Genomic DNA, 25117 nt, shown 5'->3' on the forward strand with positions numbered 1-25117 from the left:
TCCATCAGGCAAGGGGGCAGGGATATTCCGGGACCCGTCTGATCATGGACGTGCCCGAGGAGCTCGCTGAACAAATACCAGAGGAGGGAACGTGGCGAAAGTTGGACCGGATCAGGGACGAGCTGGAGATCACCGTGGTATGCATGTACGACCACACCACCCTCTCACCGAAGCTGTTGATGCGGTCGCTGACCTCTTACCCTATCATCATCGAGCAGGGGATGCTTTGTCAGAACTACTTCCATCTTCCACCATCTGATGGTGGGTCCACAGACATCTCCCGCGATCTCTTCCAGCAATTGAACACGATACGCACGGAGAACGTCCAGAGGATGATGATGGTGGAGGAACGCTCCCAGCTCATTCTCGCGAACGAGCGCCTTCACGAGGAGATCGTCCGACGCAAGATGGTGGAGTTCGCCCTTTTACAGGCGGAGAACAATCAAAGGATCATGCTGGACGCCATGGCGGAAATGGTGTTTATGGTGGACCGGGGGCTGAAGGTCACCCAGGGCAATAGCGCCTTCGTGAAGTTCTTGGAAGGTCTAGGGTTGGACACCGCACTCGAGGGGAAGACGATCTTCGAGCTTTTCATCGGACTTCCCGCCGAGAGCTGGTACCTATACGAGGAGATATTCCGATATGGATACACCACGGTCACCGAGGAATCGGTCCCGGTAATACATGACCGAATGGAATTCCAGGTTCACCGGGTGCCGGTCTTCAAGGGTGACATGGTGGACCGTATCGTGGTCATATTCCGGCAGCAGCCGGTGACCGAGTTTCCCCAGACCGGAATTTGGGAGTTGGCCCCGAAGTTGAAGGCGGCGGTCCGAGATCCCCAAGGTCCCTTGGACGCAACGCTAAACAAATACCCCCGTCCAGTGCTGGTCCACGATATCGATGGTAACCTGTACCTCTATAATGAATCGATCTGTTCCGAGCTGGGATATTCGTGGGAGGAGCTGGCCGCTTTGGGGAACACCCGGGAAATCATCATCCCTTCGCCCGAGTATAAAGAGCCATACCGCCGGTTCAACATCGGAGGGCGCATCTCTGCGCCCGCCACTTTACAGCGCAAGGACGGGACCAGGGTCGATGTCATGCGTTACCTGATCTTCATGGGTAAAGGAAAAGAGCGCCGCATCATCTCAGTTCTTCGGCCGTTGTAGGAATTTCCGAGCAATTGGTTTATCTTCCTTCAGCTATTCCCTCACTAGATGGACCACATTGTTTACCTTGACAAGCCGGCAGGCGCCCTGGAGGCCATGCGCCGAGGCGACAAGACCATGGTGGGTCGGGCGGCAATGGGACGTCGTTCACCGTATGGCAAGGTCAACGTAGGCGACATGCTGTACTTCACCGAGAACGACGGGAAGCAGATCGTCCACGGCCGGGGAAAGGTCACCCGGGTCTACGACTCCCCCAAACTGACGCACGATGAGAGCGTCTCCCTGATGGAAAGCTACCGCCGCATCCTCTGGCTTTCTGAAAAACAGTTCCTGCGCATGGCCGGCAAGCGCTACGTGGTGCTGGTCACCGTCGCCGGTTTCGAGGAACTGCCGGAGTTCCGGTTCACCCGCGCACATTTCACCAACATGGACGATTGGTTGCTGGTCGAAGAGATCGGCAAGGTGCTTAAATAGGTCCGGATGCGAGAGTTAAAATAATCAATACTGAATTTAATAACATGGAGCCGCTCTCTGCCATCAGCGTTTTCTTGGGGTCGGTCAGCTCGTTCCTCCTGCTTTCCATGAGGGTCTTCCCTGGAAGGTGGGCGAGAATGTTCGCCGACGCTGGACGGGAGAGAGGACGCCCGAAATGGGCGTGGCTGACCATGACCGGATCTCTGTCCGGCATCATCTTGTTCTGGTACCTTCATTTCATTGAGCCGAGGTCGCTCTCCCTGGCCATGGCCGTTCTGGCCACATTCGTGCTGGGGCGTACGCTCCAGTCGCTATGGGTGAAGAAAGGGCTCAGGGAAGGCGTTCAGATGTTCCTGCGAGGCAAGGTCGCGGCGACGTTCCTACCCTACACGATCGCCGGGATGGCACTGATCGTCCTCGGACTGCTGTGAACAGCTCTCAAAGGAGTGTCGGAAAGGTGTCTAGAACACATCCAAGGACCCATTCTTGAGGGCCAGCTTTTCGAAGAAACAGAAGAGGAAATAGGCAGCCACGTAAGCGGCGATGCCCAGGGCGAGCATGGCCACCAGCAGCCCGGAGACGTCACCTAACGATCCCCCGATGGCGACCTCCCTCACCGCCTCCACGCCGTAGGTGAGGGGGAAGGCATATGATATCGGCTGGACCCAACCCGGCAGGTACGAAATGGGGAAGTTCACTCCGCACAGCAGCAGTCCCAGATAGAGCACGATGGAACCTAGCACCATCGAGGAGCGCAGATATACGCCGACGCTGCCGATGATCAGACCGAAGCCCACCATGCTGAAGCAGGTGACCAGCAGCACTGCGGCCAAGGTGAACGGTTCGGCGGCGGATAGGTCCACGCCGAAGAACACCGAGGCGAAGAACAGGGACATGCTCACGGTGAACAGACCTATGAACGACTGGTAGACCCCCTTTCCCAGGAACACGTAGTACATCCGTGTCGGTGTGGACATTATGGTCGCCATGGTGCCGATGTGCTTCTCCGCCCCCGCCGACATGCAGACGCCGTATATCGCGGCATAGGTCAGCGAGGCCACGGCGTTCCCCAGGGCCACGTATCCTGGGCTGGCTCCCGGATCACCGGCGAAATCGCTGACCAGCACGAAGAACCACATCTGGAACAGGGAGGTCGCCAAGATCTGCATAAGCCACAGCGTCGGACCCACGACGGCGAACTGCGACCGCATGGCCACCAGGCTCGAGGCCTTGACACCGATGATGTCGCGCAGCATGTCAGTACCTCACCAGGGTGCCGTTGATCTTGGCCCTTTTCTCCAGATAGGTGAAGAGCTGGAATGATATCAACAGGTAGACGATGGTCGTCAAGGCGGTCAGCCCCAATGCGCCCGGCAAGCCGATGCTCAGGGAATCATAGCCAGTGAAGGCGGATATCTTGAGGGCCTCGGCGCCCCAGGTCGCCGGGATGGCGTAGGAGAACGGACGGGTCCACTCCGGCAGTATGACCAGCGGGAACACCGCGCCCGAGAGGACGTAGATGGGGAACTCCAACATTTGGAAGAAGGCGCTGGAAGCCCTCGTCACCACGTAGAAGGCTCCGAATATCATGCCCAGGACGGCGAGGGAGAGAAGAGTGAGGAAAAGTGCGGTCACGAAACCCAATGGGTCGCGCACGGACACGTCGATGCCGAAGGCGAAATGAGCGACGATGAAGACCGCTAGGGCGTTCAGCAGACCCAGGAACGCGTTCCACAGGCAGCGGCCGAAGACCACGGAGGAGAGGGGCGCAGGAGTGACCATGATGGATTCCAGCGTCCCGTTCATTCTATCGTATCCAATGGACCAACTGCTGCTGTGAATGGTGTTCCCCCACATCCCCAGGACGCCTCCGCCAAGCACGGCGTACAACAGAAGGTCCCCTCCGGCATGTCGGAACAGAAAAAGGGTGACGGTGGTGAAGATGAAGGGGGCGATGATGCTGGGAATGATCCACTGGGGGTCCACGAAGAAGTGGATGGACTGCTGCTTGAGGGCGGCCTTCATGGCCCGCAGGCTGATCATTTTCCGTTCACCATCTTGATGTAGGCGTCCTCCAGGGTGGGCTGGTCCACCCGGATGCTGATGACCTTGCGGCCTTCGAGCAGCGCGGCCACCTTGGGTATGAGCGATCCCGCCTCCTCCACGACCATCCTGGCCAGCTGACGCCCCTCTAGAAATTCCATGGATACGGCTGAAACGCCTGGTAGGCCGGCAAGTCCCTGCCGCTGTCCTTCTCCGATATCGCGGGCCTCCACCTCGATGACCGTATCGTTGCGCACCGATTCCTTCATGGAGAAAGGGGATCCCAGGGCCTTTATCTGACCATCTGAAATGATGGCCAGGCGATCGCAAAGCTCGTCCGCCTCGAACATGTAGTGGGTCGTCAGCATGATGGTCATGCCTTTACGCGACAGCTCACGTATGAGCGCACGGGTCTCCCGGGCTATCTCCGGGTCCAGACCCAAGGTGGGCTCGTCCAGGAAGAGCATCTCCGGATCGTTGACCAGCCCCCTCGCCAAATGCAATCGCTGCTTCATCCCCCGAGAATAGTTCTCCACCCGAATGTCCGCCGCGTCGCTCAGACCGACCTGGTCCAGCAGCTCCTGGACCTTGGTCTTCTTCCTTTCCCTCGGCACTCTGTACATGTCCGAGAAGAAATCCAGGTTCTGTCTTCCGGTCAGGCGAAAGTACAACCCCCGCTCACCCCCGGACACCAGATTGATCCTCGGCCGCAGCTTGACCGCGTCCTTGACGACGTCCAACCCCAGGACGGTGGCCTTGCCGGAGGTGGGTATCAGCAGGGTGGAGAGCATCTTGATGGTGGTGGTCTTGCCGGCACCATTGGGTCCGAGCAGCCCGAATATCTCACCACGGCGGACCTCGAAGTCCACTCGGTCCACCGCAAGTTTCTCTCTCCCTCCGTCCCCGAGGAGACGCCTCGCCGCCGGATAGACCTTGGTGAGGTCCTTCACGGAGATGACCGTCTCGCTCCCATCGTTCATGGGGGGATGGATGATATATCCAATATAATGACCTTACCCCTGACTGGTCAGCTTCCGCAGCACGGCCTGTAATATGCCCCCGTTGCGGTAATAGTCCACCTCTACCGGGGTGTCCAGACGGGCCTCGGCCTGGAACTCGATCACTTTCGCCCCCTTCATGGCCTTGACGGTGACCACGGCCCTGGGCCTAAGTTCGTCGATCTCCACATCGTACTCCTCGCTGCCATCTAAGCCTAACGACGAAGCGCTCTGTCCAGAGGTGAACTGCAAGGGCAGTACGCCCATCCCCACCAGGTTGCTGCGGTGTATGCGCTCGAAGGATTCGGCGATGACCGCTTTCACTCCCAGTAAATGCGGGCCTTTGGCCGCCCAGTCCCGGGAACTGCCGGTGCCGTACTCCTTTCCGGCCAGGACGATCAACGGCACGTTCCTCCGCCGATATTCCCGGGCAGCGGAGAAGATGTCCATGACCTGGTCCTCAGGCTGAAGGGCGGTAAGGTCTCCCTCCCTGCCTTTGGCCATGGCGTTCTTGAGACGGATGTTGGCGAACGTCCCCCGCATCATGACCTCGTGGTTGCCGCGCCGGGAACCGTAGGAGTTGAACGCATTCTCCTTCACTCCCAATGACAACAGGTACTTGCCCGCTACACTTGCGGCCGAAAACCCTCCCGCCGGAGAGATGTGATCGGTGGTTATGCTGTCACCTAGTACCGCCAGCGCCCTGGCCCCGCGTATCTTCTTCGGTTCCTTGGCCTTGGCGGTCATACCCTCGAAGAAAGGTACCTTCCGGATATAGGTCGAGTATGGCTCCCATTTGAACGTTTTACCTTTCGGCGCCGGTACCTTGTTCCAGAGATCGCTGCCCTGGAAGACGGTGGAGTAGGCTTGGCGATACATCCTCTCGTCAACATTGGTCAAGGCGGCGTTCACCTCTTTCGGCGAGGGCCAAATATCGTTCAGGTAGACCGGGTCGCCGTTGGGGTCGGTGCCCAGCGGGTCCTTCTCCATATTCAGGTCGACGCGTCCGGCGATGGCGAAAGCGACAACCAGGGGCGGGGACGCCAGGTAATTGGCCTTGACGTAGGGAGAGATGCGTCCCTCGAAGTTGCGGTTTCCCGAAAGCACCGCCGCCACGGTTAGGTCGTGCTTGACGATGTCCGCCGCCAGATCGTCCCGGGTCGGTCCGCTGTTGCCGATGCAGGTCAGGCAGCCGTATCCCACCACATGGAAGCCCATGGCCTCCAGGTAGGGCATCAGGCCGGCCTTCTGTAAATACGCGGTCACGGCCCGGCTGCCCGGCGCCAGACTGGTCTTGACATTGGGGTTAGGTCTCAGACCCCGTTCCACCGCCTTCTTGGCCAGCAGCCCAGCGGTCATCATGACCGACGGGTTGGACGTATTGGTGCAGGAGGTGATGGAGGCGATGAGCACGTCGCCGTCCTTCATCACCTCACCTTTCTTCGCTCCTCCCTGCTTGCTGACCAGTTCATCGAACTTTTCCTTCATCATGCTGAGATCGATGCGGTCCTGCGGCCTCTTCGGCCCGGCCAAGGACCTGACCACCCTGCTGAGGTCCAGCTCCAGATAGTCGCTGTAATCCGGTTCCTGCCCTTCGTAGAAAAGCCCCTGTTCCCGGCAATAGGTCTCGACCAGCTCGCAAAGGTCCTTCCTGCCGGTCTTCCGCAGATAGGCCACGGTCACCTCGTCCACCGGGAAGAATCCCATGGTGGCACCGTACTCAGGCGCCATGTTGGCCAAGGTCGCCCTGTCCGGCAGGGATAGGTTCTTGATCCCCGGTCCGTAGAACTCCACAAATTTGCCTACGACCCCTTCCTTGCGCAGCATCTCCACCACTGTCAGCACCATATCGGTGGCGGTGACCCCCTTCGGTAGCTTGCCCTTCAGTTTGAACCCCACGACCTGAGGCAAGGGCATATAATAGGGCTGGCCCAGCATGACCGCCTCGGCCTCGATGCCGCCGACGCCCCATCCCACCACTCCCAATCCGTTTATCTGGGTGGTGTGGGAGTCAGTGCCGAATACGGAATCGGGATAGGCAACGCCTTTTCGCTTCCATACCACCGGCGCCAGGCACTCCAGGTTTACCTGGTGGATGATGCCGTTCCCCGGGGGCACCACACGGAAGTTGTCGAAGCTTCCCTGGGCCCACTTCAATAGGGAATAGCGCTCGCGGTTCCGCTGCATCTCCACTTCCTCGTTCCGCTCCTGGGCGTAACAGGTGCCATGGTAATCGGTCTGCACCGAGTGGTCTATGGTGAGGTCTACAGGTACCATCGGATTGATGAGGGAGGGATCGCCGCCCAGCTCTTTCATGGCGTCCCGCATGGCGGCGAGATCGACGACCGAAGGCACCCCGGTGAAATCCTGCAGCACCACCCGGGCGGGAATGAACGGTATGTCCACTCCTTCGTCCCCGGCGGGTGTCCAGGACATGATCTTTCGGATGTCGTCCGCGGTGACGAGCACTCCGTCCTCCTGTCTCAGCAGCGATTCTAAAATGACCTTGATGGAGAAGGGGAAACCTTCCACCTTCTCTCCCATCTTCTTCAGGGAATAGAACTGTAGCGTCCCGTCGTTCAGTTGAAGCGCGCTCTTGGTCTTAAAGGAGTCAACAGGTGGTACCATTTTGCTCTATTGGCAGTAAGCGGTCATGCTTTTAAAGGATTGCAAGGGGACGGGCAAAGAATATTATGGCGATAGAGGGGTTCACCGATTGGATGATTAATCCAATTGAGCCGGTCCAGAACGATTCTGAGGGCAATTACAATGACCACGTCGGTGTTTTACGCTCACAGATGACCAGGGGGCTCATCCGCGGGGATAGGGAGTGCGCCAACTTCCCCTGTCATCACGCCGATCAGAACTGCACCTTCTGTTTCTGTCCACTATATCCCTGTGAGGACCCACTGTTGGGTACGTTCGTCACATCCCGCCGGACCGGTGGCCGGGTGTGGTCATGCCAGAGCTGTCTTTGGATGCACCGGGACGACGTGGCCGCCTCGCTCTTCGAGATCATGCCGGAGGTGGGACCCGCAGGTCTGGACCTGGCGACACGAAGGGACCTGAAGGCATCGTTAGATAGGAAGCACCGCCGCCGGGCCAAGGCCATCATGGTGCTCGGCGCGACGTCAGGCGCCGGAAAATCGTTGATGGTGACGGCGTTATGTAGGGCGTTCCGCAACCGCGGTCTCACCGTCGCCCCGTTCAAGTCCCAGAACATGTCCCTGAACTCCATGGTGACCGAGCGCGGGGAAGAGATCGCCCGCATACAGGAACTGCAGGCTCGGGCGGCGGGAACGAGGCCCAGGGGAGAACTCAACCCCATATTGCTGAAGCCCAAGGGGGGCGTAATCTCTCAGGTAGTGGTCGAAGGCCGCCCCTACCGGGACACCACCGTGCAAGAATACTATTCAAAGTTCGTGCCCGATGAAGCGCCAGCCATCATAGCCAGGAACCTGGAGCGCCTGATGCGGTCCAATGATGTGGTGGTCATCGAGGGCGCCGGTTCTCCGGCGGAGATCAATCTGCGCGGAAGGGACGTAGCGAACATGTACGTGGCCAAGCTGGTCGATGCGACATGTCTGTTGGTGGTCAACATCGATTGGGGCGGCGCGTTCGCTTACACCGTAGGTACGTTGGCGCTGTTGGACGATGAGGAACGAAGGCTATTTCGAGGCGTTATCATCAACAACATGTGCGGCGGAGGCGGCACTATAGGTCCCGCCCTGAAGATCGTGGAGGAGATGACCGGGGTGCCGGTCATCGCGGTCATGCCCCATCTGCCATCGCTCTATCTGCCGGTGGAGGACTCCATGGACCTGGAGCTGAAGGAGATGAAGGCCGGCGAAACGGTGGTGGCGGTGGTACGTCTGCCCATGATATCCAATTTCACCGACCTCGACGCTTTGAGCCTCGAAGAAGACGTGCGCGTTGTGTACGTACACCATCCTTCGGAGCTGAACGGGGTGAGCGCCATGATCGTGCCTGGAACCAAGAACTCGGTGCAGGACCTTCAGTGGTTGAGAGAGACGGGAATGGCCGAGGCCATCATGGAGAGGGCCGGAAAGATGCCCATCCTGGGCATTTGCGGCGGTTACCAGATGTTGGGACGGAGCATCGTGGACGTTCACGGGTTGGAAGGGGGAGCGTCGGCCGAAGTTCCCGGTCTGGGTCTGCTAAACGTCGTGACACATTTCGATTCCTATGATAAAAGGACGGTGCAGGTGACCGGCTCTCTCGTCCCCGCTCCAGGCGGACCTGTGCGAGGATACGAGATACATATGGGCCGGACGGAAGTGGGCGACGGCCAGCCGCTGTTCAGCATGGGTCCGGACGGACATGGGGAAGGCCTTTTCGACCCAGAAGGTCTGGTCATGGGCACCTATCTTCACGGCCTGTTCGATCTCCCGGCCTTTCGCCGCTTCTTCCTATCGCTCACCAGGGGCTCGTCCGATGACAGGGTGATGGACATCGATCACGATGCCGCCGTGGAGATATCGCTGGAAAGGTTGGCCAAAGAGATCGAGAGGTATCTGGACCTGAACGATCTGCTTGGAGGTGAGTGAAATGGTCCATAGGATAATGGTCCAGGGGGTTACGTCAGGCGCGGGAAAGACCACGCTCACCGCTGCGATATGCCGTCATCTCTCCCAAAAAGGCGTGGACGTGGTTCCTTTCAAATCACAGAACGTATCCCTGAACTCGTTCGTTACCGACGACGGCGGAGAGATGGCCATCTCCCAAGCGTATCAGGCCTGGGCCAGTGGCGTCGAGCCGTCCTCGGATATGAACCCCATACTGGTCAAGCCCAAGGGCAACGGGCTATGTCAGATCGTTCTCCGAGGACGTCCATGGAAGGACCTGGGACCGGGAGACAGCACCACAGAAGTGATCGAAGAACTGAGACAGCAGGTCATGCGTTCGTTCGAGGAGGACATCCTTGGTCATGAAGTGGTGGTGATAGAGGGCATGGGTTCTCCGGTGGAGATGAACCTGAAGGACAAGGACGTCTCCAACATGTGGCTGGCCAAGACCACCCGTTCCCCGGTCATTTTGGTGGGGGACATCGAGAAGGGAGGCGTCTTCGCTGGCATATTCGGTACATATCTGCTTTTGAACGATGAGGAGAAGGATCTCCTGAAAGGTTTCGTCATCAACCGTTTCCGCGGGGACAGCACCATCCTAAAGAACGGGATCGAGGAACTGGAATCCCGCATGGGCGTCCCTTGCCTGGGCGTTCTGCCCTACGTTCGCTTCACCGCTCCTCAGGAGGACTCCATGGACCTGGACCGTGGTACCGGTCCAGGTTCGAAAGAGAACGACGTGCGGGAAAGATGGATGAAGGACCTCGACCTGCTCCTACAGCAATGGGAAGGACATCTGAACTGGGCTGGCATCGAAGCAATCGTACATTCATCCAGGTGAACGTTCCCTTCAGATCCTGAAGAAAAGTCAATATATACTTGGATGTATTATCCAACTCGAATTGGATATATCATCCAATTACTACCATTGAGAGTGTTCGAATGGATCGTAAAATGATCATAGCTATCTTACTGGCATTGATAATCGTAAGTGCCGGTGTTCTGATCGTACTGAATAATGACAACGGCGGGGAGACCGCTGGACCGGTGACCGTGTTGGACGCCGAGGGAAGGAACGTGACGACCGCTGAAGCTCCGTTGCGCATAGTTTCCTGTTCGCCATCTCTAACTGAGATCGTCTATGCCCTGGGCATAGGCGAACGTTTGGTGGCCGTCACTGATTACTGTGACTGGCCCGCTGACGTCGACGTCAGGAAGAACGACGGTTCTTTGACAAGCATCGGCGGTTACTGGACTCCCAGCATCGAGGCCATCGTAGAGGCGGATGCCAACATCATCCTGGTGGACCAGGGTGTGCAGGCCCAGCTGGATATGCTGCCTCAGATGGAGGACCTGCAGCTGAACGTCATCGTGCTGAACAAGGGCCAGAGCTTTGCTGAGGTGTATGAGAACATCGCCATGATCGGTGAGATATGCTGGCAGGACGAGAACGCCACTCAGCTGATCGATTCCATGAACGACCGTTTGGATGAGATCCAGGCGACCATGTCCGAAATCGAGGAGGAACCTACCCTGGCCTTCTGTGTCTGGCTGGAACCGATATACCTGAGCGGCAACGGCACCTTCGTTAGCGAAATAATGTACAAGGCCATGGGCGAGAACGCCTATGACGACATGACCTCCTATCCCGAGATCGCCATGGAATCCATGCTGGAGCGTGATCCCGAATATCTGTTCGTCACCGGTATGATGATGGAGACCTCGGGCCAGGCAGTGCTGGACATGTTGAAGAACGACACGCTGTGGTCCGAGACATCAGCGGTACAGAACGATAAGGTGTACGTGCTCGTAGGCCAGGCCGAGAATCTCTTCAATCGCCCCGGTCCCCGCATGGTGGACGGCGTGGAACTGATGGCCAAGATACTGCACAGCGATGTCTTCAACGTCACCATACCCTATGTGTTGGAGAACGATTACGTGGACTGGGTCTCAGGATCGGCCTCTTTCGAAGCTCCAGCCAACGCGATCCTTCTGGTGAACAACGATCTCATCAACGCATTGACCGGACCAGCGGCGAACATTTTCGATACTGCCTCCGAGTACGTTGCCCAGGGCGTTATTTTATTACCCCCCCGGCCATACCTGGAACAGTTCGGAATCGAGCCGCTGTCCTCGGTCATCGGCGATGATCACCTGAAGAACCTGTGAGGACGAAACCATGGAGGGTACCAAGGCTAGCCGGGCGAAGTTCAAGCTGATCATGATACTCGGTCTGGGCTCGGTAAGCCTGGTCCTTCTTTTTTTCTTATCTCTTACTTTGGGCACCATGGACATCTCCTTCCAGGATGCCATGGAGTCCACCTGGAACCTCATCGTCAACGGTGGGGAGCACCATAACGTCCAGGAACTGGTAATTCTCAATCTCAGGATACCTAGGGCCTTGGCGGTCATCGCCGTAGGGGTCGGTCTCTCGGTGGCCGGGGTGGTCATGCAGGCCTTGATACGCAATCCCATGGTCGATCCCTATATCACCGGTGTCTCCTCCGGGGCCGCCCTGGGCGCCACCCTGGCGGTGTTGGCCGGGGTGACCTTGCTCGAAATATCCAACTATGCCCTGCCCATCATGGCCTTCGTCGGCGCCAGCGCGGCCTTCCTGATAACCATGCTCCTGGCCGAATCCGCCGGAGGAAGACCCATAAGCTATGTGCTGGGCGGGGTCATCGTGAGCATAGCCTTGTCCGCCGGCACCACCCTGCTGATGTACTTCAACAGCGACAAGCTGCATGGGGTGCTTTTCTGGCTCTTCGGCTCCTTCGCCTATCTGACCTGGGAATCGACGCTCATCATTCTGTTCACGGTGCTGGCATTGACCACGGCCATGCTTTTCTACGCCAAAGAGTTCAACGTCATCCTGTTGGGGGACGAGCAGGCACGGCAGCTGGGCATGAACGTCAAGCGATTCAAGACCACGATGTTCATGTTGGTGTCGGCGCTCGCGTCGGTCTGCGTGGCCTTTACCGGTATCATCGGATTCGTGGGATTGATCGTCCCGCACCTGGCGAGGATGATCGTCGGCGGTGACCATCGTTTATTATTGCCCGCGTCCATGATGCTCGGGGCAAACATTCTATTGGTGGCAGACATTGTATGTAAGACTGCAGTGGCCCCGCAGGAGCTTCCTATCGGTGCCATAATCTCGGTCATCGGGGCGCCGTTCTTCGGTTACCTGATGATCAGAATGGGAAAAGAATATGTCATGTGAGGATGAGCTAGTGGTGAAGGTAGACAACATATCCTTCAGCTACGGCACCAAGCGCAATCTTTGCTCCAAGACGTTGAAGGACATAACCATCCATGCTGGAAAGGGGCAGTTCATAGGTATCATGGGTCCCAATGGCTGCGGGAAGACCACCTTCATGCGCTGCATCAACAAGGTGCTGAAACCACAGGAGGGGGCCATCTACATAGACGGAAAGGACGTCGACCGACTGAAGATGATGGAGATCGCCAAGATCTGCGCCAACATCCCGGCGGACGTCCCTGACGATTTTCATCTGTCCGTGGAGGAGTTCGTGGCGCTGGGGCGTTATCCTTACGTCACCGGCATCTGGTGGGAAGGGGAAAAGGACGAGCTGCTGGTGCGTGAGGCCATGGACTCCTACCATGTCACCCATCTTCGGGACCGGAAGCTGGGGGAGCTCAGCAGCGGAGAGAAGGCCCGGGTGTTATTGGCGAAGGGGGCGGTCCAACAGCCAAGGATACTGTTGGCGGACGAACCCAGCGCCCATCTGGACCTTAAGTTCAAGCTTCAGGTCATGCAGGCATTGAAGGACCTGTCCCGTCAAGGCGTCACAGTCATCACCGCCTCGCACGACATCAATCTCATCACCAAATACTGTGATCTTGTAATAGTCATCAGCGAAGGGTCGATCCTGAGCTACGGACCTCCTGCCGATATCATCAACGAGGAGATCATACGTTCCGTCTACGGCGTGGAGGTCTCGGTGGTGCGGCAGGGCGAGGACATTTACGTCATTCCATTAAGACCAGTGGATTCGGAGAGAACCAAAGATGAGGATCCAAGACCTTGTGAAAAGGGAATTGTTGCCGATTAAGCGACCGGTGCACGGTGGCCAAGGTTGGAAGATCTCCGGTGTGGAGGACTTCAGCCACAACCTCAATCCATACGGACCGCCGGCCGCACTTCCACAGCTGGTCATGGAGGCCGTTGACCAACTGGGCCATTATCCGGACGATACCTCGGCGCACTTCCGCCAAGCGGTGGCGTCATTGCATCACGTCGACCCGGAGAACGTCATCGCCGGTGCCGGTTCCGCCGAACTGATACGATTGTATCCAGAGGTCTTCATAGCGCGCAAGGCCCGGGTCATCATCCCCCGGCCGACCTTCTCGGAATACTCGCACGCCTGCCGGATGCAGGGGGCCAACATCATGGACGTTCCGCTGTGCGAGGGCGAGGGCTTCCGTCTGGACATGAACGCCATTCTCGAGAAGTTGCCGCTGGCAAAAGCGGTCTACGTCTGCAATCCCAACAATCCCACCGGGACGGTGGAACCTCGGCGAAGGATGCTGGAACTGATCGAGGAATGCGAACGCGCCGGGAAGCTGTTCTTCCTGGACGAGACATTGCTGGACCTGGTGGAAGGACACGAGAACATCTCCTGCATGTCCGAGGTAAAGAACCACAGTAACCTTTTCGTAATATCCTCACTGACGAAATCCTTCGCCATCCCGGGCATGAGGGTCGGCTACGGCGTCGGAAGCCGGGAGATCGTGGACATGATGGACCGGGCCCGCCTTTCCTGGAACCTGGGTGTGATAGAGCAGTATGTCGGCGCCCGCTTGCTGAAGGAGCATATGGGTCATGTTCAAAGAGCGGCGGAGATGATGGCTAGGGAAAGCGGACGGATCAAGAAGGCGGTCGATGGGACCGGTCTTTTCTCCCCGCTCTCGGACCAGGCCTTCTTCTTCTTCACCCGGGTGAACAACGTCCGCCTGAACGCGGTGGATGTCATGGAACATCTGCTGCCGCGCAAGGTGTTGGTACGGGATTGTTCCACCTTTGGCCGCCCCTTCGACAAGTTCGTCCGTTTCAGCATCAAGACCCCGGAGAAGAACGATATGCTGATCAATGCCATAGAGGAGACGGCGCAGGAGATACGCAGCACCGCTTTTGGAGTTAGGATGCATGTTTGAGCTGTTGTTCTACGCGCTCCTTACGCTGACGGTGGCCGTTCTGGTGGACCTTTTACTAGGCGAGCCTCCGAACCGTTTGCATCCGGTGGTCTGGATGGGCAAGGTGATATCCTTCCTCGATCGGAGGGTCTCTCGCGGGAGGCCGCGCCGGGAAAGGGCGGCCGGGGTGGCGCTGGCGATGATCACCATTCTGCTCTTCTCCTTCCTATCGTTGCTTCTGCTCGCTGCGCTGAGGAACTCGCTGGGACCACTTGCCTGGGCCATCGTCGGCGGCATATTGCTCAAGACCATGTTCGCCATCAATGCCATGTCCCGGCATACCGAGCCGGTGCGCAAGGCGCTGCTGGAGGACGATCTGGAACTGGCTAGGGAAAAGGCCGCCATGATGGTCAGTCGGGACGTGAGCCAATTGGACAAGGGGCACGTCATCTCCTGTGCCGCGGAGAGCGCCGCGGAGAACACCGTGGACAGTATCTTTTCCCCACTGTTCTACTTCGGTCTGCTGGGCCTGCCGGCGGCCGTCGCTTATCGCGCGTCCAACACCCTGGACGCCATGGTAGGTTACCTGAACGACCGGTACCGCAATGTGGGATGGTTCTCGGCCAAGCTGGACGACGCTACCAACTGGTTGATGGCCCGCGTTGCCGTACCCTTCATACTGCTGGCGTTGGCCTTGTTAGGGAAGGACGGAAAGGCAGGCTGGGCGTCCTCCAAGAAGTATCACGATCAGACCCTTTCTCCCAACAAGGGGTGGCACATGTCAGCTTTCGCCGGAGGACTGGGCATTCGATTCGAAAAGATAGGATGGTACGTCATGGGCGACGGGCCGCTGCCCTCCGATCCGGAGGTCTTGCGGGACACCATAAAGATCATGACCCTGGCATCATATCTCTTCCTGTTCGCGGCGGTGATACCCTTATACCTTCTGGTGGGGGTGCACATACAGATCTACATGGAAGATCTTCTCTGGAACTTCATAGGTGGTTGATCATATGCGTTTGAACGAGATCAAGATCGAGCAGGGCAATGTGAAGGGGCATAATTACGTGGCGATACGACTGGCCCGCCGCATGAGGATGCTCGGTTCGACTATCCTGAACGGGGGATTGGGCGAGGGCGATTCCGTTCTTATGCTTCAGGTCCCCATGCATTATGATCACAAGGACCCGATCGCCCACATGAAGGAGCTGCTGCTGGAGCTCGGCCTTCCACAGGACACCGTCTGTTTCATGACCGCCGCAGACCTGCATCGGGCCTTTTCGGTGGAGGAGGTGGCGCACAACGGCACGAACGCCATCGCCATGGTGAGCGCCGGCATCTCCAATGCCATCAACGCCGGGGAATCGTCACGGGAGGGGATGGTGCCTCATCGGCAGGTGGGTACGATAAATATCATGGTGATCACGGACAAACCGTTGGACGATTGCGGTCTGGCAAACGCCATAATGACCGTGACCGAAGCGAAGACCGCGGCCTTGCGCGATCACAGCGTACCGGGGACCGGGACGACGAGCGACGCGGTGCTCATCGTCTGTCCCGCAGACGGGGAAAGATGCCTGTGGTCCGGGACCGGTTCCGATCACGGGATCTCCATGGCCATGGCCGTTCGGCGAGGGGTGGGGGCGTCCATATCCAAGTGGAACGGGGGCAACGGCGATTCCAAGAACTTCCTGCGTTCATTGGCCATCAGAGGGATCACCCTCGACCACATGTGGTCGGCGGTGAAAGGCATGAACGCCCTGGACCCTGCCTGGGACGAGTCGGCCATCAGGAAGAGGTTCGAGGACAAGCTGGTGGCGTTGGCCAAGGACATCAATGTCAACGCCATGATCCAGGCGGCCATCGCCCTGGAGGAGAAAGGCCGCTACGGTCAACTGTACGGTCTGGACGTCAAGAAGTTCGAGGAGGACCCGGTGCACCTGCTGGCCGACGAACTGCTGGGCATCGCGCTCGCCGAATACATCGGTGGCAGCAAATGTGTCTTCGAGTACATTCGTTACGACAAAAAGAAGCCCGGGGTGCTCTCCGAGCTGGGACCGTTCATGGACGACATCGTGGCTTCGCTCATCGGCGCTACCATGTCCACAATCTATTCTGATCTACTGGAGGGAGAAGGACGAATATCGTAGGCGCGTTGAAGGCGGCACTGACCTTATTTACCATATTGCCGGCGAAGAACGATGGCAGGGACGTGGAGGATCTCTCCCGCAACTTCCAGCTGATCCTTTTCGTAGGCCTGTTCTACGGACTGCTGGTCGGAGGGATCATGTACCTTTCCGATGGATGGCTCTCCCGGTTGGTGGCGGCGGCCCTGGCCATCGCCGCGCTGCACCTGCTCAACCGCTTCCTTCATCTGGACGGGCTGAGCGATCTGGGAGACGGCATGGTCTGTGGCGGGGACGCCGAGCGGAAGCTCAGCGCCATGAAGGACTCCAAGACCGGTGCCGGCGGCGTTGGTTATGTAATGGTCTTCAGCCTTCTCAGCTTCGCCACCCTGGGCTCGCTATGGGGCGTCGGATTGCTGTTCCTCCCGCTTATCGCCGAGATCATGAACAAGAACGCCGTGGTGTTCTGCGCCTTCGGCGGAAAGGCCCGCCAGGGACTGGGCAACCTGTTCATTTCCAATACCGGGGAGAAGCAGGCAGTGATATCGCTTCTTCTCTCCCTGCTTCTGAGCATCGGCCTGGTCTTCATCATCGACCTCCTGTTCTTTCAGACCTGGGGCATCGAGAGGATGATCGTTCTGGTGGTCGCCGCGGCATTCGTGAGCGCTTTGACCGGGCTGGGCATGAGCCGCCTGGCGGAAAAGAACTTCGGAGCGGTGAATGGTGACGTGCTCGGGGCGACGAACGAGATCGCCCGGCCGTTGGTGCTCATCGCCATGTTGTTGGTGCTAGCATGAGCGTGGTCGCGCTGATCACCGCCGGTGGTAAGGGGACCCGCATCAGGGAGCTGGGCATCGAGAAGCCCATGGCCCCCATCCTCGGCGAACCGATGATAGATCGGGTGCTGGAACAGCTCCTGGCGGTGGATGAGATATCCTCCGTCTACGTATCGGTCAGCGATAATGTGCCGAAGACCAGGGAGCATCTCATGAGCATAGGGGTCAAGGTGCTGGAGACCTCAGGAACTGAATACTGCCACGATCTCATCCAAGCGGCCGAAGGCATCACGGAACAGCACATATTCATCTGCCCGGCGGACCTGCCTTTGATAACGGCAGAACTCGTGGGCGAGGTGGTCCGGGACTATCTATCGCGCCAGGAGTCATCGTTGACCGTCGGCATCCCCCTGGAAAAAGCGCTGGAGTTCGGCGTGGACGTCACCTTCTATGAAAATGTCGACGGCCAACCGGTCATACCCTGCGGGGTCAGCGTGGTCAACAAGGCTAGCATGCTGACCCGGGAGTATCTGTCCGGAGGTTACATCCTCGTGGGGACGCCCGATGTGGTCGTCAACGTCAACACGGTGAAGGACCTGAAGCAGGCGGAGGCCGTTCTGCGCGAACGGCTCACTTCCCCATGATGGCCATCAGACGGACGTAGTTCGACTCGACCGCTTCCAGCATCTCCCGGGCGCCGATCCTTCCCTGGGTCTGGAGGAAGGTGGCCACGGATATTCCGCCCGCGCCCACACCCTCCTTGACCAGCCCCTTTTCATAGATGCTCAGCCCGTCATGGGCGGAAGCGGAGAAATCCAGATCGGCGGCCAATATCGGTACCTTGCCGATCTGCTCGACTATGCCCCGTATGTCCGAAGAACGGTCCTGCACGATCCATTTGGTGGTTCCCAATGCGAGGTTGCTCAACGTTCCGGGGGCCATACCTTTGACGATGGCCATGACCGCGGCCATCTGCGTACCGCCGGCCATCAGGACAGGGATGGTCTCCGCGGCTCCGGCGACGACACCGGCGGCGGCCGGCATCATGGGGTCGCCCACGGCCTGCAGCGCTTTCATCGGATCGGTCCTCATATCCTCTTGGCTGAAAGGTGAGTTGGAAACGCCTTCCAAAGCGATATCGGTCTTCACGGAATGAGGATTGTCGATCATGCTGCTGGAGACCTTTCCCTTTCCGTCGTAGCCCATGGCCAACAGTGTGGCCAAAGCGGTGGTGGTGCCGCCAGCGATGCTTTCCCCTATCACCAGGTATGGATTGTTCTTCGCCAGTTCCCTGCCCAAGAGCACCGAGTTCTCGTATACCCGTCGGGGGTCCTTCAGCGCCCTTCCGGTGCGTATGTCCTCGCCCGGCGTACCCTCCACATCGAAGAAGGGGGTGTGCGGTCTGACCCGAACACCGCCGTTGATGGCGTACAGAGGCACGGATGCCAGTTGTAAAGCGCTCATGGTGATTATGCCTGGAGTGGGTACGCCCGTCGGGGTCACTGGAACACCGTCGATGCATTTGCATCTCCCGTAGAAAAGAAGCTCCACGTCGGCCGCCGGAGTGAAATCGGTGATCTCGGGGACCGCGCCTGCGGCAGATACGCCAGGGATCTTGGCCGTTTCCGTATTGCCGATCACCACGGCGTAGGTCGGGCGCTTGCCCCATAACCTTTCCGTGAACTGTCTCCCTGCCGGTTCCTCCGATGCGTAGATTATGTCCGCTTTGAACATTATGTGACCTCAAGAACTATTGGTTGTATCATCCAACTCAATGCTAAGAAAATATTTAACCTATTGCCAATGCCTGGGATCATTCTTCAAGAATGGTCTCCAGCAGCTTTCCGAGAGGGAAATGTTCCCCTCCGTTCTCGTGGAAGGAGTCACCGCCGCCTCCCACCCACTTGCCACCGTGGACCGCGAAAGGAACCTTCATGCGCATGTGCTCCCCGGTCACCGACGATGCTCCGTGATCGATCAGCAATGCCACCTGGCATTCGTGGAGACGTTTACCATAACGGCTCAGCTCACGGTCGATCTCCTCGATCAAACGCAGCTTGTTCTTGGGGTTGCACTTATGGCTGACGTCGTCCGTCTCCTCGATGTGCAGGAAGACGTCTTCTTTTTCGATCATCTGGCTGGCGACCTTGATCCCCTCTTTGAATCCGGGAACGCGTACCGTTTCCATGCCCAGGAACTTCCCCACGCCCAAAGCGGAAGGGCTCTTGGATATGACCGCCAGGTCCGGAACCTTGGTGATCTCCCGTCGGACGTCGACGGCGACGCGGCCACGCCCTCCTCCCCAGGGGATCAAGGTGATGCCGCCAGTGCTCTCGCTGACGCCTTGGGCGAACTCCTGGAACGGTCCCAGCTCATCGGTGGAAAGCATCGCCGGGCCAGGAGGTTTCGGCAGGTCCAGTATGTCCTCCCCCTTCACGGTGAGCACTCCCTTTCCACCTTGGTAGGCCAGCATCCTGGGTTCCATCTGGGATAGCTTGGACCGGTTCTTGATTATGGCGCGCTGCAGGAACATTTCCTCGTCACAGCTGATATTGTAATACCATTCCACATGACCGTCGCGCACCTTGGCCGGGGTCATGCGGTAGGCTACTCGGTCCTCCCCGATGGGAAGCTCCAGGCCGTAGGCTTCGATCACCCCGCGCGGGATGTCATACGGCTTTCCGGTAAGCAGCTCGACCAGGAAGGTGTGGGTGTAGTCCTTCCCATCGGTGGTGCCCACCTTGCCCTCGCGGGCCAGCCCGTCCATGAACTCCTTATGGGCCGCCTCCAGGGGGGTGCGGTTATTGAAGATGGATATGCGCTCGTCGGCTGCGCCGTCCAGTAAAATGATGAGCTTCCTCATTCGTCAGGCCTTGCCAGTTCCGGATGGCATTGGCCATATAATATGTGTTGGTCGTATCGTCCAATCTGAGAACGTTATTTGTGCCAGTAGGTATCTCTGAACCTCATGCCGGTCTCAGGAGATGATGCGAGCGAGGGACTAGATCATAGGGTCGGCCTACCGCTCATAATCGGCGACGGTCCGAAGGTCCTCATCCTCGGGACCATACCAAGCGTATTGTCCGATAGGAAGCAGGAATATTATGGCAATCCTCAAAATCATTTTTGGAGGATCATCTACCAGGTGTTCGATTCGGAGCTCGATCCTGTCTATGGGAGGAGGTTGACATACCTCAAGGAAAAGGAGATCGCCCTCTGGGACGTGCTCGGTGAATGCGACATTGATAAGAGCAAGGACCACTCCATAATCAATCCGGTGGCCAATGATCTGGCTTCCTTGTTCCGGAGACATACCAGCATCGGCCATGTGTTCCTCAATGGAAAGAAGGCCTATGGGTGCTATGAAAGATTGGTACAGAAAAAGCTACCGCCGGGTCTCGATGGACCGATCGTCGCAACGCTCCCCTCATCATCGCCAGCGAACGCGGTCAGGATATCCGAAAAGGTGAATGCCTGGAAGGTCGTTCGGGAAGTCCTTGAAAACTGATGTGCTGGCGCTCAGGGAGCATCAGTTCCCGGTCCTCGAAAGCGCTACCGCGCATTGTCCCGTGGAAATGCATCCGTCCCCGTTGGGGGTACGATCGTGGCAGACGAACTCCAGGCCCCGTCTTTCAACGAGCATCTTGCTCCAGCGGGAGATGGGACGATTGTAGCTGACGCCACCGCTCAGACCGATGTGCTTTACCCCTTCGTCCTCGGCCGCCTCGACGGCGATGTCCACCAGTCCAGAGAGCATGGCATAGGTCATGCTTCCCGCCCTATCGGCGACGGAACCGGACGAATCCATCATGCAGCGGAACATCTCCGGTGTGTCGATGACGTTTCCCTTGCGGACGGTCGGCACCAGGTCCGACCGCTTCGCCTTCTCCAGCCACTTCTCCAGCTTCATGGCCGGTTCGCCGTCGTAGCTGCGATACTGGCATATGTCGTGATAATATGAGATGGCGTCCAGGACCCGGCCGAACGAAGTGCTGGTACCGGCCCGGGGCATCATCTTACGGAACAGTTCGGCGTCCTTCTCCGGGAAGTGGTCCAGTCCCCCTCCGGTAAGCTCGGCCATGGCGAAGGCCAATCTCCGGACGTCATAGACGGCCTTCTCGCCGCCCAACAGCGGTATCTCCCTCAGGTGTCCGATGCGCCGGTAATCCTTGAGGTCCGAGAAGAGCACTTCCCCTCCCCAGGCCACACCGTCATCGCCGTATCCCGTGCCATCCAGGGTCAGGACCACCATCTCCGGCAGCTGTGATTCGACGAGCAGGGCGGCGGCGTGGGCGTGGTGATGCTGAACCTCCACCGCCTCTATCCCAGCCTCCTCGGCCAACCTCTTGGCCAGCCTCCGAGCGGAGTGTCCGGGATGAAGGTCCATGCCGATGGCGTTCAGTCCCTCCGCTCCCAGCAATCGCCTCAGGTACTTCAAGCCCTCATCCAGGAATTCCAGCACCCCGGGCGAGGTGGCATCGCCGATGTACTGGGTGGCGTAAAGGCGGCCATCGAAGGCCAAAGCGCCGGCCAGTCCTTCCTGGGCACCCACGCCGATGGCCGTTCCCTTCAATGGAAGCTCTATGTAACTGGGGATATGTCCTCTGGACTTGCGCAGATAGTAGGTCTTGCTCCCGAATGAACGCACCACCGAATCGTCGCAGCGGTTGATGATCTCCCGGTCATGCATCAGATACATGTCCGCTCCCAGCATCAATGCGTCCTTCTCCCGCAGCACCATCGGCTCCCCGGGAACGTTGGCCGATGTCATCACCAAGGCGTCCTCCTTCAGGTAATGGAACAGCAGGTGCTGCATGGAGGTGTAGGGAAGGAATACGCCGATGTTCCCCAGTCCAGGCGATACCAGTTCCGTGATATCGTTCTCTATCTTGTCCACCAGCACTATCGGCCTATGGCTGGATGTGAGCAGCTCCAGATCATGAGCGGTAGGCCGGGCGTATCGCTTGAGCGCTTCCAGGTCCCGCACCATTACGGCGAAAGGTTTCTCTTTCCTCCGATACCATTCTCTCAGAGGTCGCAAACGGTCCAGGGAACAGCATAGATGCATGCCTCCCCAGCTCTTGGCCACTCCGATCCTTCCCTGTTGTAATCCCCAGGCGAACTTGGCTATGGGGTCCTCGTAGTCCCTGCGCCCTTCCGCGTCCAGAAGGTAATAGCGGGGACCACAGACCGGGCAGGTGATGGTCTGATGATGGAAGCGTCTGTCATCCGGGTCCTCATATTCCCGCTGGCATTCCGGGCACATGGGGAACGGTCGCATGGAGGTCTTCTCCCGGTCGTACGGAAGGTCCTCGATGACCGTGAATCGTGCACCACAATCAGTGCAGTTGGTGAACGGATAAAGGTAACGCCTGTTCCCCGAACTAAGCATCTCTTCGAGACAGGATGGACAGACCGCCGTGTCGTTGGGGATACCAACTCCCCTCGACCCTTCCTGGCTAGGCACGATGACGAAACCCATCTCCTTCAAACGCCGATCGGGCAGCCCTTCAGAGATGACCATGTCATCCAAACGGGCCAGGGGCGGCAGCGCCGCCTTCAATCGAGAAATGAACTCCTGGGGGTCCCCGTCGATCTCGATGACCACGTTGGAACCGTTGTTCTGCACGTAACCGTGTAAACCCATTGATCTGGCCAGGCGGTGGACCGTGGGACGAAAACCGACTCCCTGGACCACTCCTCGCACGGTGACGCGCATACCCCTTTCCATCCTACCCCAGATATATATCTCTTCGGTTGAAAACGGAACGCACGATGCATAAATATCCGTATCCCGTTCCTACCAGGGATAACATGAGCGAGGTACCTGAGGGACTCCATTACACCAAGGACCACGAATGGACGAAGGTCGAGGGCGATGTTGCCACCGTGGGCATCACCGACCATGCCCAAGAGGAACTGACCGAGTTCGTTTACGTACAATTGCCCAAGAAAGGGGTCCAGGTCAAGAAGGGAGACGTTCTGGCGATCGTAGAGAGCGTCAAGAACACCGCCGACGTCTACGCTCCGGTCTCCGGCGAGGTCGTCGATGTCAACGCCCCCGTGGACGACGATCCGGCGCTCATCAATGGATCACCTTACGAAAATGGATGGCTGGCCAAAATAAAGATGTCCGACCCGTCGGAGCCCGGCAAGCTCATGGACGCCGCCGCCTACCGTCAGCACATCGGTGAGTGATCAGTACTCCAGATATATGTTCTGGGCTAGACAGGCCTCTCGCAGACGCTGCGTGAAACCCTCCTCGTCCTCTAGCAAAACCTTGAGCGCCTTCCAGGTCTCGGTGCAATTCTTGTATTCTATGCCGACCATATCATGGATGATGAGATCGACCCGCTTTCGATTGTCTACGTCGATGGTCAGACCGGCCCTTTTAAAAACAGCGTCAAGGTGCCGGAAATAGCAGGTCATGCTGAATAGAATGGACGTGCTAAGAATAAAAATGTTTCATCTCACTGATACAACATTTAATCAGCTTTCAAACGCAACTTGATAGGATAACATGACGACGAAGTTGCAGGTGGGGGACGCGGCCCCGGACTTTGAGATGCTTGACCAAGATGGAAGGACCGTGAGTTCCAAGGACATACGCGGGGAGAAGGTGCTAGCTTTGTACTTCTATCCCAAGGATTTCACCAAGGTGTGCACCATGGAGGCGGTGGCGTTCCGTCAGATGCACGAACAGTTCCAGGCCGCCGGGGCCGAGGTCATAGGCGTTTCGGCGGACGATGTCCAGACGCACAAGGAGTTCGCCACGGAGCACGAACTGACCTTCCGTCTCCTGAGCGATGAGAAGAACGTGCTGCGCAAGGCGTTCGGCGCCTTCGGCATCGGCGGTACCGCCGCTCGCACCACCTACGTCATCGATCGCGAGTGGAAGATACGTCTGGTCTACAGTTCCCCGCTGCGCTCCAAGGAGCACGCCGAGGAGGCGTTGAGGGCGATCAAGGCGCTGTGATCAGGCGCCCGCCGCTTCCAGCACGTTCCCGCACTGGCACTTCTTCCTCTCCACCGGTATCTTCGGCAAGGTGTTCGCCAGAAGTGTCCTGATCTTGTCCATGTTGTCCGCCATGGTCTTCAGGATGGTGGCGGTATCCACGGGGTGGTCCGCCCACACGTCGTAATCGGTGATCATGGCCAAGCTCGTGTAGCACATCTCCATCTCTATGGCAAGTGCGCATTCGGGCGCCAATGTCATTCCGATCACGTCGGCGAACGCCCGGTACATCCTGCTCTCCGCTCTGGTGGAGAATCGTGGGCCTTCGATGCACACGTAGGTTCCCGCATCATGGCAAGGTATCTTGGCCTTCTTGGCCTCCTTAACGAAAAGGGAGCCGACCTCGGGGCAGAAGGGGTCGGCCGCCCCTACGTGCACCGTCCTTGGCCCATCGAAGAAGGTATAATCGCGGCTCTTGGTGAGATCGATGAACTGGTCGATGATGGCGATCTCCCCTGGCTTGTACTCTTCCTGCAGGGACCCGACGGCGCAAGGGGATATCACCCTCTCCACGCCCAATTGCTTCAATGCATAGATATTGGCGCGATAGTTGATCATGTGCGGAGGGATGATGTGCCCGCGACCGTGCCGGGGCAGGAAGGCGACGGGAACCCCCTTCAGCTCACCGATCTGTATCTCGTCCGAAGCCGCCCCGTAGGGGGTATGCGGACGCACGGTCTCCTTCAACTCGAACATCTCGGGGTCGTATACCCCAGTACCGCCGATGATCCCTATCCTGGCCTTCATTTTACTCCGTTGAGATACGGTCA

At 58.3% G+C, this 25117-nt stretch carries 25 protein-coding genes; 16 read left to right on the top strand and 9 right to left on the bottom strand.

From position 1 onward, the window contains the following. From VMW85_05390 to VMW85_05400, 3 genes are all read left to right on the top strand, one after another. Positions 1-1172: PAS domain-containing protein (locus tag VMW85_05390; GenBank protein ID HUT27460.1), on the top strand; the 1172-nt coding region annotated here is incomplete at its 5' end. A 48-nt stretch (positions 1173-1220) separates the two neighbouring features. Then, entirely contained in the window at positions 1221-1646 is a 426-nt protein-coding gene (locus tag VMW85_05395) for a hypothetical protein (protein HUT27461.1), read from the top strand. A gap of 44 nt (positions 1647-1690) precedes the next feature. Then, entirely contained in the window at positions 1691-2077 is a 387-nt protein-coding gene (locus tag VMW85_05400) for a hypothetical protein (GenBank protein ID HUT27462.1), read from the top strand. Between the two features lie 30 nt (positions 2078-2107). Here the strand turns inward: VMW85_05400 and VMW85_05405 are convergent, their stop codons facing one another. From VMW85_05405 to acnA, 4 genes are read right to left on the bottom strand one after another with little or no spacing between them, the layout of a single operon-like run. Beyond that, a complete protein-coding gene (locus VMW85_05405; protein HUT27463.1) occupies positions 2108-2902 on the bottom strand; it encodes an ABC transporter permease in 795 nt (264 codons plus the stop codon). 1 nt (position 2903) lies between these two features. Next, positions 2904-3689 carry an ABC transporter permease gene (locus VMW85_05410; protein HUT27464.1) on the bottom strand — a complete coding sequence of 262 codons (786 nt, stop codon included), beginning with the start codon at positions 3687-3689 and terminating at the stop codon, positions 2904-2906. After that, positions 3686-4669 carry an ABC transporter ATP-binding protein gene (locus tag VMW85_05415; protein ID HUT27465.1) on the bottom strand — a complete coding sequence of 328 codons (984 nt, stop codon included), beginning with the start codon at positions 4667-4669 and terminating at the stop codon, positions 3686-3688. The genes VMW85_05410 and VMW85_05415 overlap by 4 nt, the downstream gene beginning before the upstream one ends. Before the next feature lie 33 nt (positions 4670-4702). Beyond that, positions 4703-7315: an aconitate hydratase AcnA gene (gene acnA, locus VMW85_05420; protein ID HUT27466.1), complete on the bottom strand. Its 2613-nt coding sequence runs from the start codon at positions 7313-7315 to the stop codon at positions 4703-4705. Between the two features lie 92 nt (positions 7316-7407). Here acnA and VMW85_05425 point away from each other — a divergent pair, with 92 nt between their 5' ends. The 10 genes from VMW85_05425 (at position 7408) to VMW85_05470 (ending at position 17976) form a co-directional block, all read left to right on the top strand. Then, entirely contained in the window at positions 7408-9255 is a 1848-nt protein-coding gene (locus tag VMW85_05425; protein HUT27467.1) for a cobyric acid synthase, read from the top strand. Position 9256: 1 nt separating this feature from the next. Next, positions 9257-10114 (top strand): cobyric acid synthase, encoded by an 858-nt coding sequence (locus VMW85_05430; GenBank protein HUT27468.1) that lies wholly within the window; start codon positions 9257-9259, stop codon positions 10112-10114. A 101-nt stretch (positions 10115-10215) separates the two neighbouring features. Beyond that, positions 10216-11442, top strand: a complete 1227-nt coding sequence (locus VMW85_05435; GenBank protein ID HUT27469.1) for an ABC transporter substrate-binding protein — start codon at positions 10216-10218, stop codon at positions 11440-11442. Between the two features lie 10 nt (positions 11443-11452). Beyond that, complete coding sequence (locus tag VMW85_05440; protein HUT27470.1) at positions 11453-12496, top strand: iron ABC transporter permease; 1044 nt, start codon at positions 11453-11455, stop codon at positions 12494-12496. Between the two features lie 10 nt (positions 12497-12506). Continuing rightward, positions 12507-13349, top strand: a complete 843-nt coding sequence (locus tag VMW85_05445) for an ABC transporter ATP-binding protein (protein HUT27471.1) — start codon at positions 12507-12509, stop codon at positions 13347-13349. Next, a complete protein-coding gene (locus VMW85_05450; protein HUT27472.1) occupies positions 13306-14451 on the top strand; it encodes a histidinol-phosphate transaminase in 1146 nt (381 codons plus the stop codon). The genes VMW85_05445 and VMW85_05450 overlap by 44 nt, the downstream gene beginning before the upstream one ends. Next, positions 14444-15439 carry a cobalamin biosynthesis protein gene (locus VMW85_05455; GenBank protein ID HUT27473.1) on the top strand — a complete coding sequence of 332 codons (996 nt, stop codon included), beginning with the start codon at positions 14444-14446 and terminating at the stop codon, positions 15437-15439. The genes VMW85_05450 and VMW85_05455 overlap by 8 nt, the downstream gene beginning before the upstream one ends. A 4-nt stretch (positions 15440-15443) precedes the next feature. Continuing rightward, the gene (locus VMW85_05460) at positions 15444-16580 is read left to right on the top strand and encodes an adenosylcobinamide amidohydrolase (GenBank protein HUT27474.1); all 1137 of its coding nucleotides are present in this window, start codon (positions 15444-15446) and stop codon (positions 16578-16580) included. A 5-nt stretch (positions 16581-16585) separates the two neighbouring features. Then, the gene (cobS, locus tag VMW85_05465; protein ID HUT27475.1) at positions 16586-17353 is read left to right on the top strand and encodes an adenosylcobinamide-GDP ribazoletransferase; all 768 of its coding nucleotides are present in this window, start codon (positions 16586-16588) and stop codon (positions 17351-17353) included. Continuing rightward, positions 17350-17976 (top strand): NTP transferase domain-containing protein, encoded by a 627-nt coding sequence (locus tag VMW85_05470; protein HUT27476.1) that lies wholly within the window; start codon positions 17350-17352, stop codon positions 17974-17976. The genes cobS and VMW85_05470 overlap by 4 nt, the downstream gene beginning before the upstream one ends. On the opposite strand, the gene VMW85_05475 is transcribed toward VMW85_05470, so the two are convergent. Together VMW85_05475 and VMW85_05480 are read right to left on the bottom strand one after the other, a co-directional pair. Then, positions 17963-19066, bottom strand: a complete 1104-nt coding sequence (locus VMW85_05475) for a TIGR00303 family protein (protein ID HUT27477.1) — start codon at positions 19064-19066, stop codon at positions 17963-17965. The two genes, VMW85_05470 and VMW85_05475, sit on opposite strands and share 14 nt — an antisense overlap. A 79-nt stretch (positions 19067-19145) precedes the next feature. Continuing rightward, the gene (locus VMW85_05480) at positions 19146-20195 is read right to left on the bottom strand and encodes a hypothetical protein (GenBank protein HUT27478.1); all 1050 of its coding nucleotides are present in this window, start codon (positions 20193-20195) and stop codon (positions 19146-19148) included. A 105-nt stretch (positions 20196-20300) separates the two neighbouring features. On the opposite strand from VMW85_05480, the gene VMW85_05485 reads away from it, so the two are divergent. After that, on the top strand, positions 20301-20840 hold the full coding sequence (locus tag VMW85_05485; GenBank protein ID HUT27479.1) for a DNA-deoxyinosine glycosylase: 540 nt from the start codon (positions 20301-20303) through the stop codon (positions 20838-20840). Positions 20841-20861: 21 nt separating this feature from the next. On the opposite strand, the gene hypF is transcribed toward VMW85_05485, so the two are convergent. After that, positions 20862-23051, bottom strand: a complete 2190-nt coding sequence (gene hypF / locus VMW85_05490; GenBank protein HUT27480.1) for a carbamoyltransferase HypF — start codon at positions 23049-23051, stop codon at positions 20862-20864. 95 nt (positions 23052-23146) lie between these two features. Here hypF and gcvH point away from each other — a divergent pair, with 95 nt between their 5' ends. Continuing rightward, a complete protein-coding gene (gene gcvH / locus VMW85_05495) occupies positions 23147-23530 on the top strand; it encodes a glycine cleavage system protein GcvH (GenBank protein ID HUT27481.1) in 384 nt (127 codons plus the stop codon). Here gcvH and VMW85_05500 read toward each other — a convergent pair whose 3' ends face one another. Further along, entirely contained in the window at positions 23531-23761 is a 231-nt protein-coding gene (locus tag VMW85_05500) for a hypothetical protein (GenBank protein HUT27482.1), read from the bottom strand. A gap of 91 nt (positions 23762-23852) precedes the next feature. On the opposite strand from VMW85_05500, the gene VMW85_05505 reads away from it, so the two are divergent. Beyond that, positions 23853-24308, top strand: a complete 456-nt coding sequence (locus VMW85_05505) for a peroxiredoxin (GenBank protein HUT27483.1) — start codon at positions 23853-23855, stop codon at positions 24306-24308. Here VMW85_05505 and VMW85_05510 read toward each other — a convergent pair whose 3' ends face one another. Continuing rightward, on the bottom strand, positions 24309-25094 hold the full coding sequence (locus VMW85_05510; protein ID HUT27484.1) for an S-methyl-5'-thioadenosine phosphorylase: 786 nt from the start codon (positions 25092-25094) through the stop codon (positions 24309-24311). Positions 25095-25117: the final 23 nt, after the last annotated feature.

It is taken from the genome of Methanomassiliicoccales archaeon (genome assembly GCA_035527755.1).
Taxonomy (GTDB): Archaea; Thermoplasmatota; Thermoplasmata; order Methanomassiliicoccales; family UBA472; genus UBA472.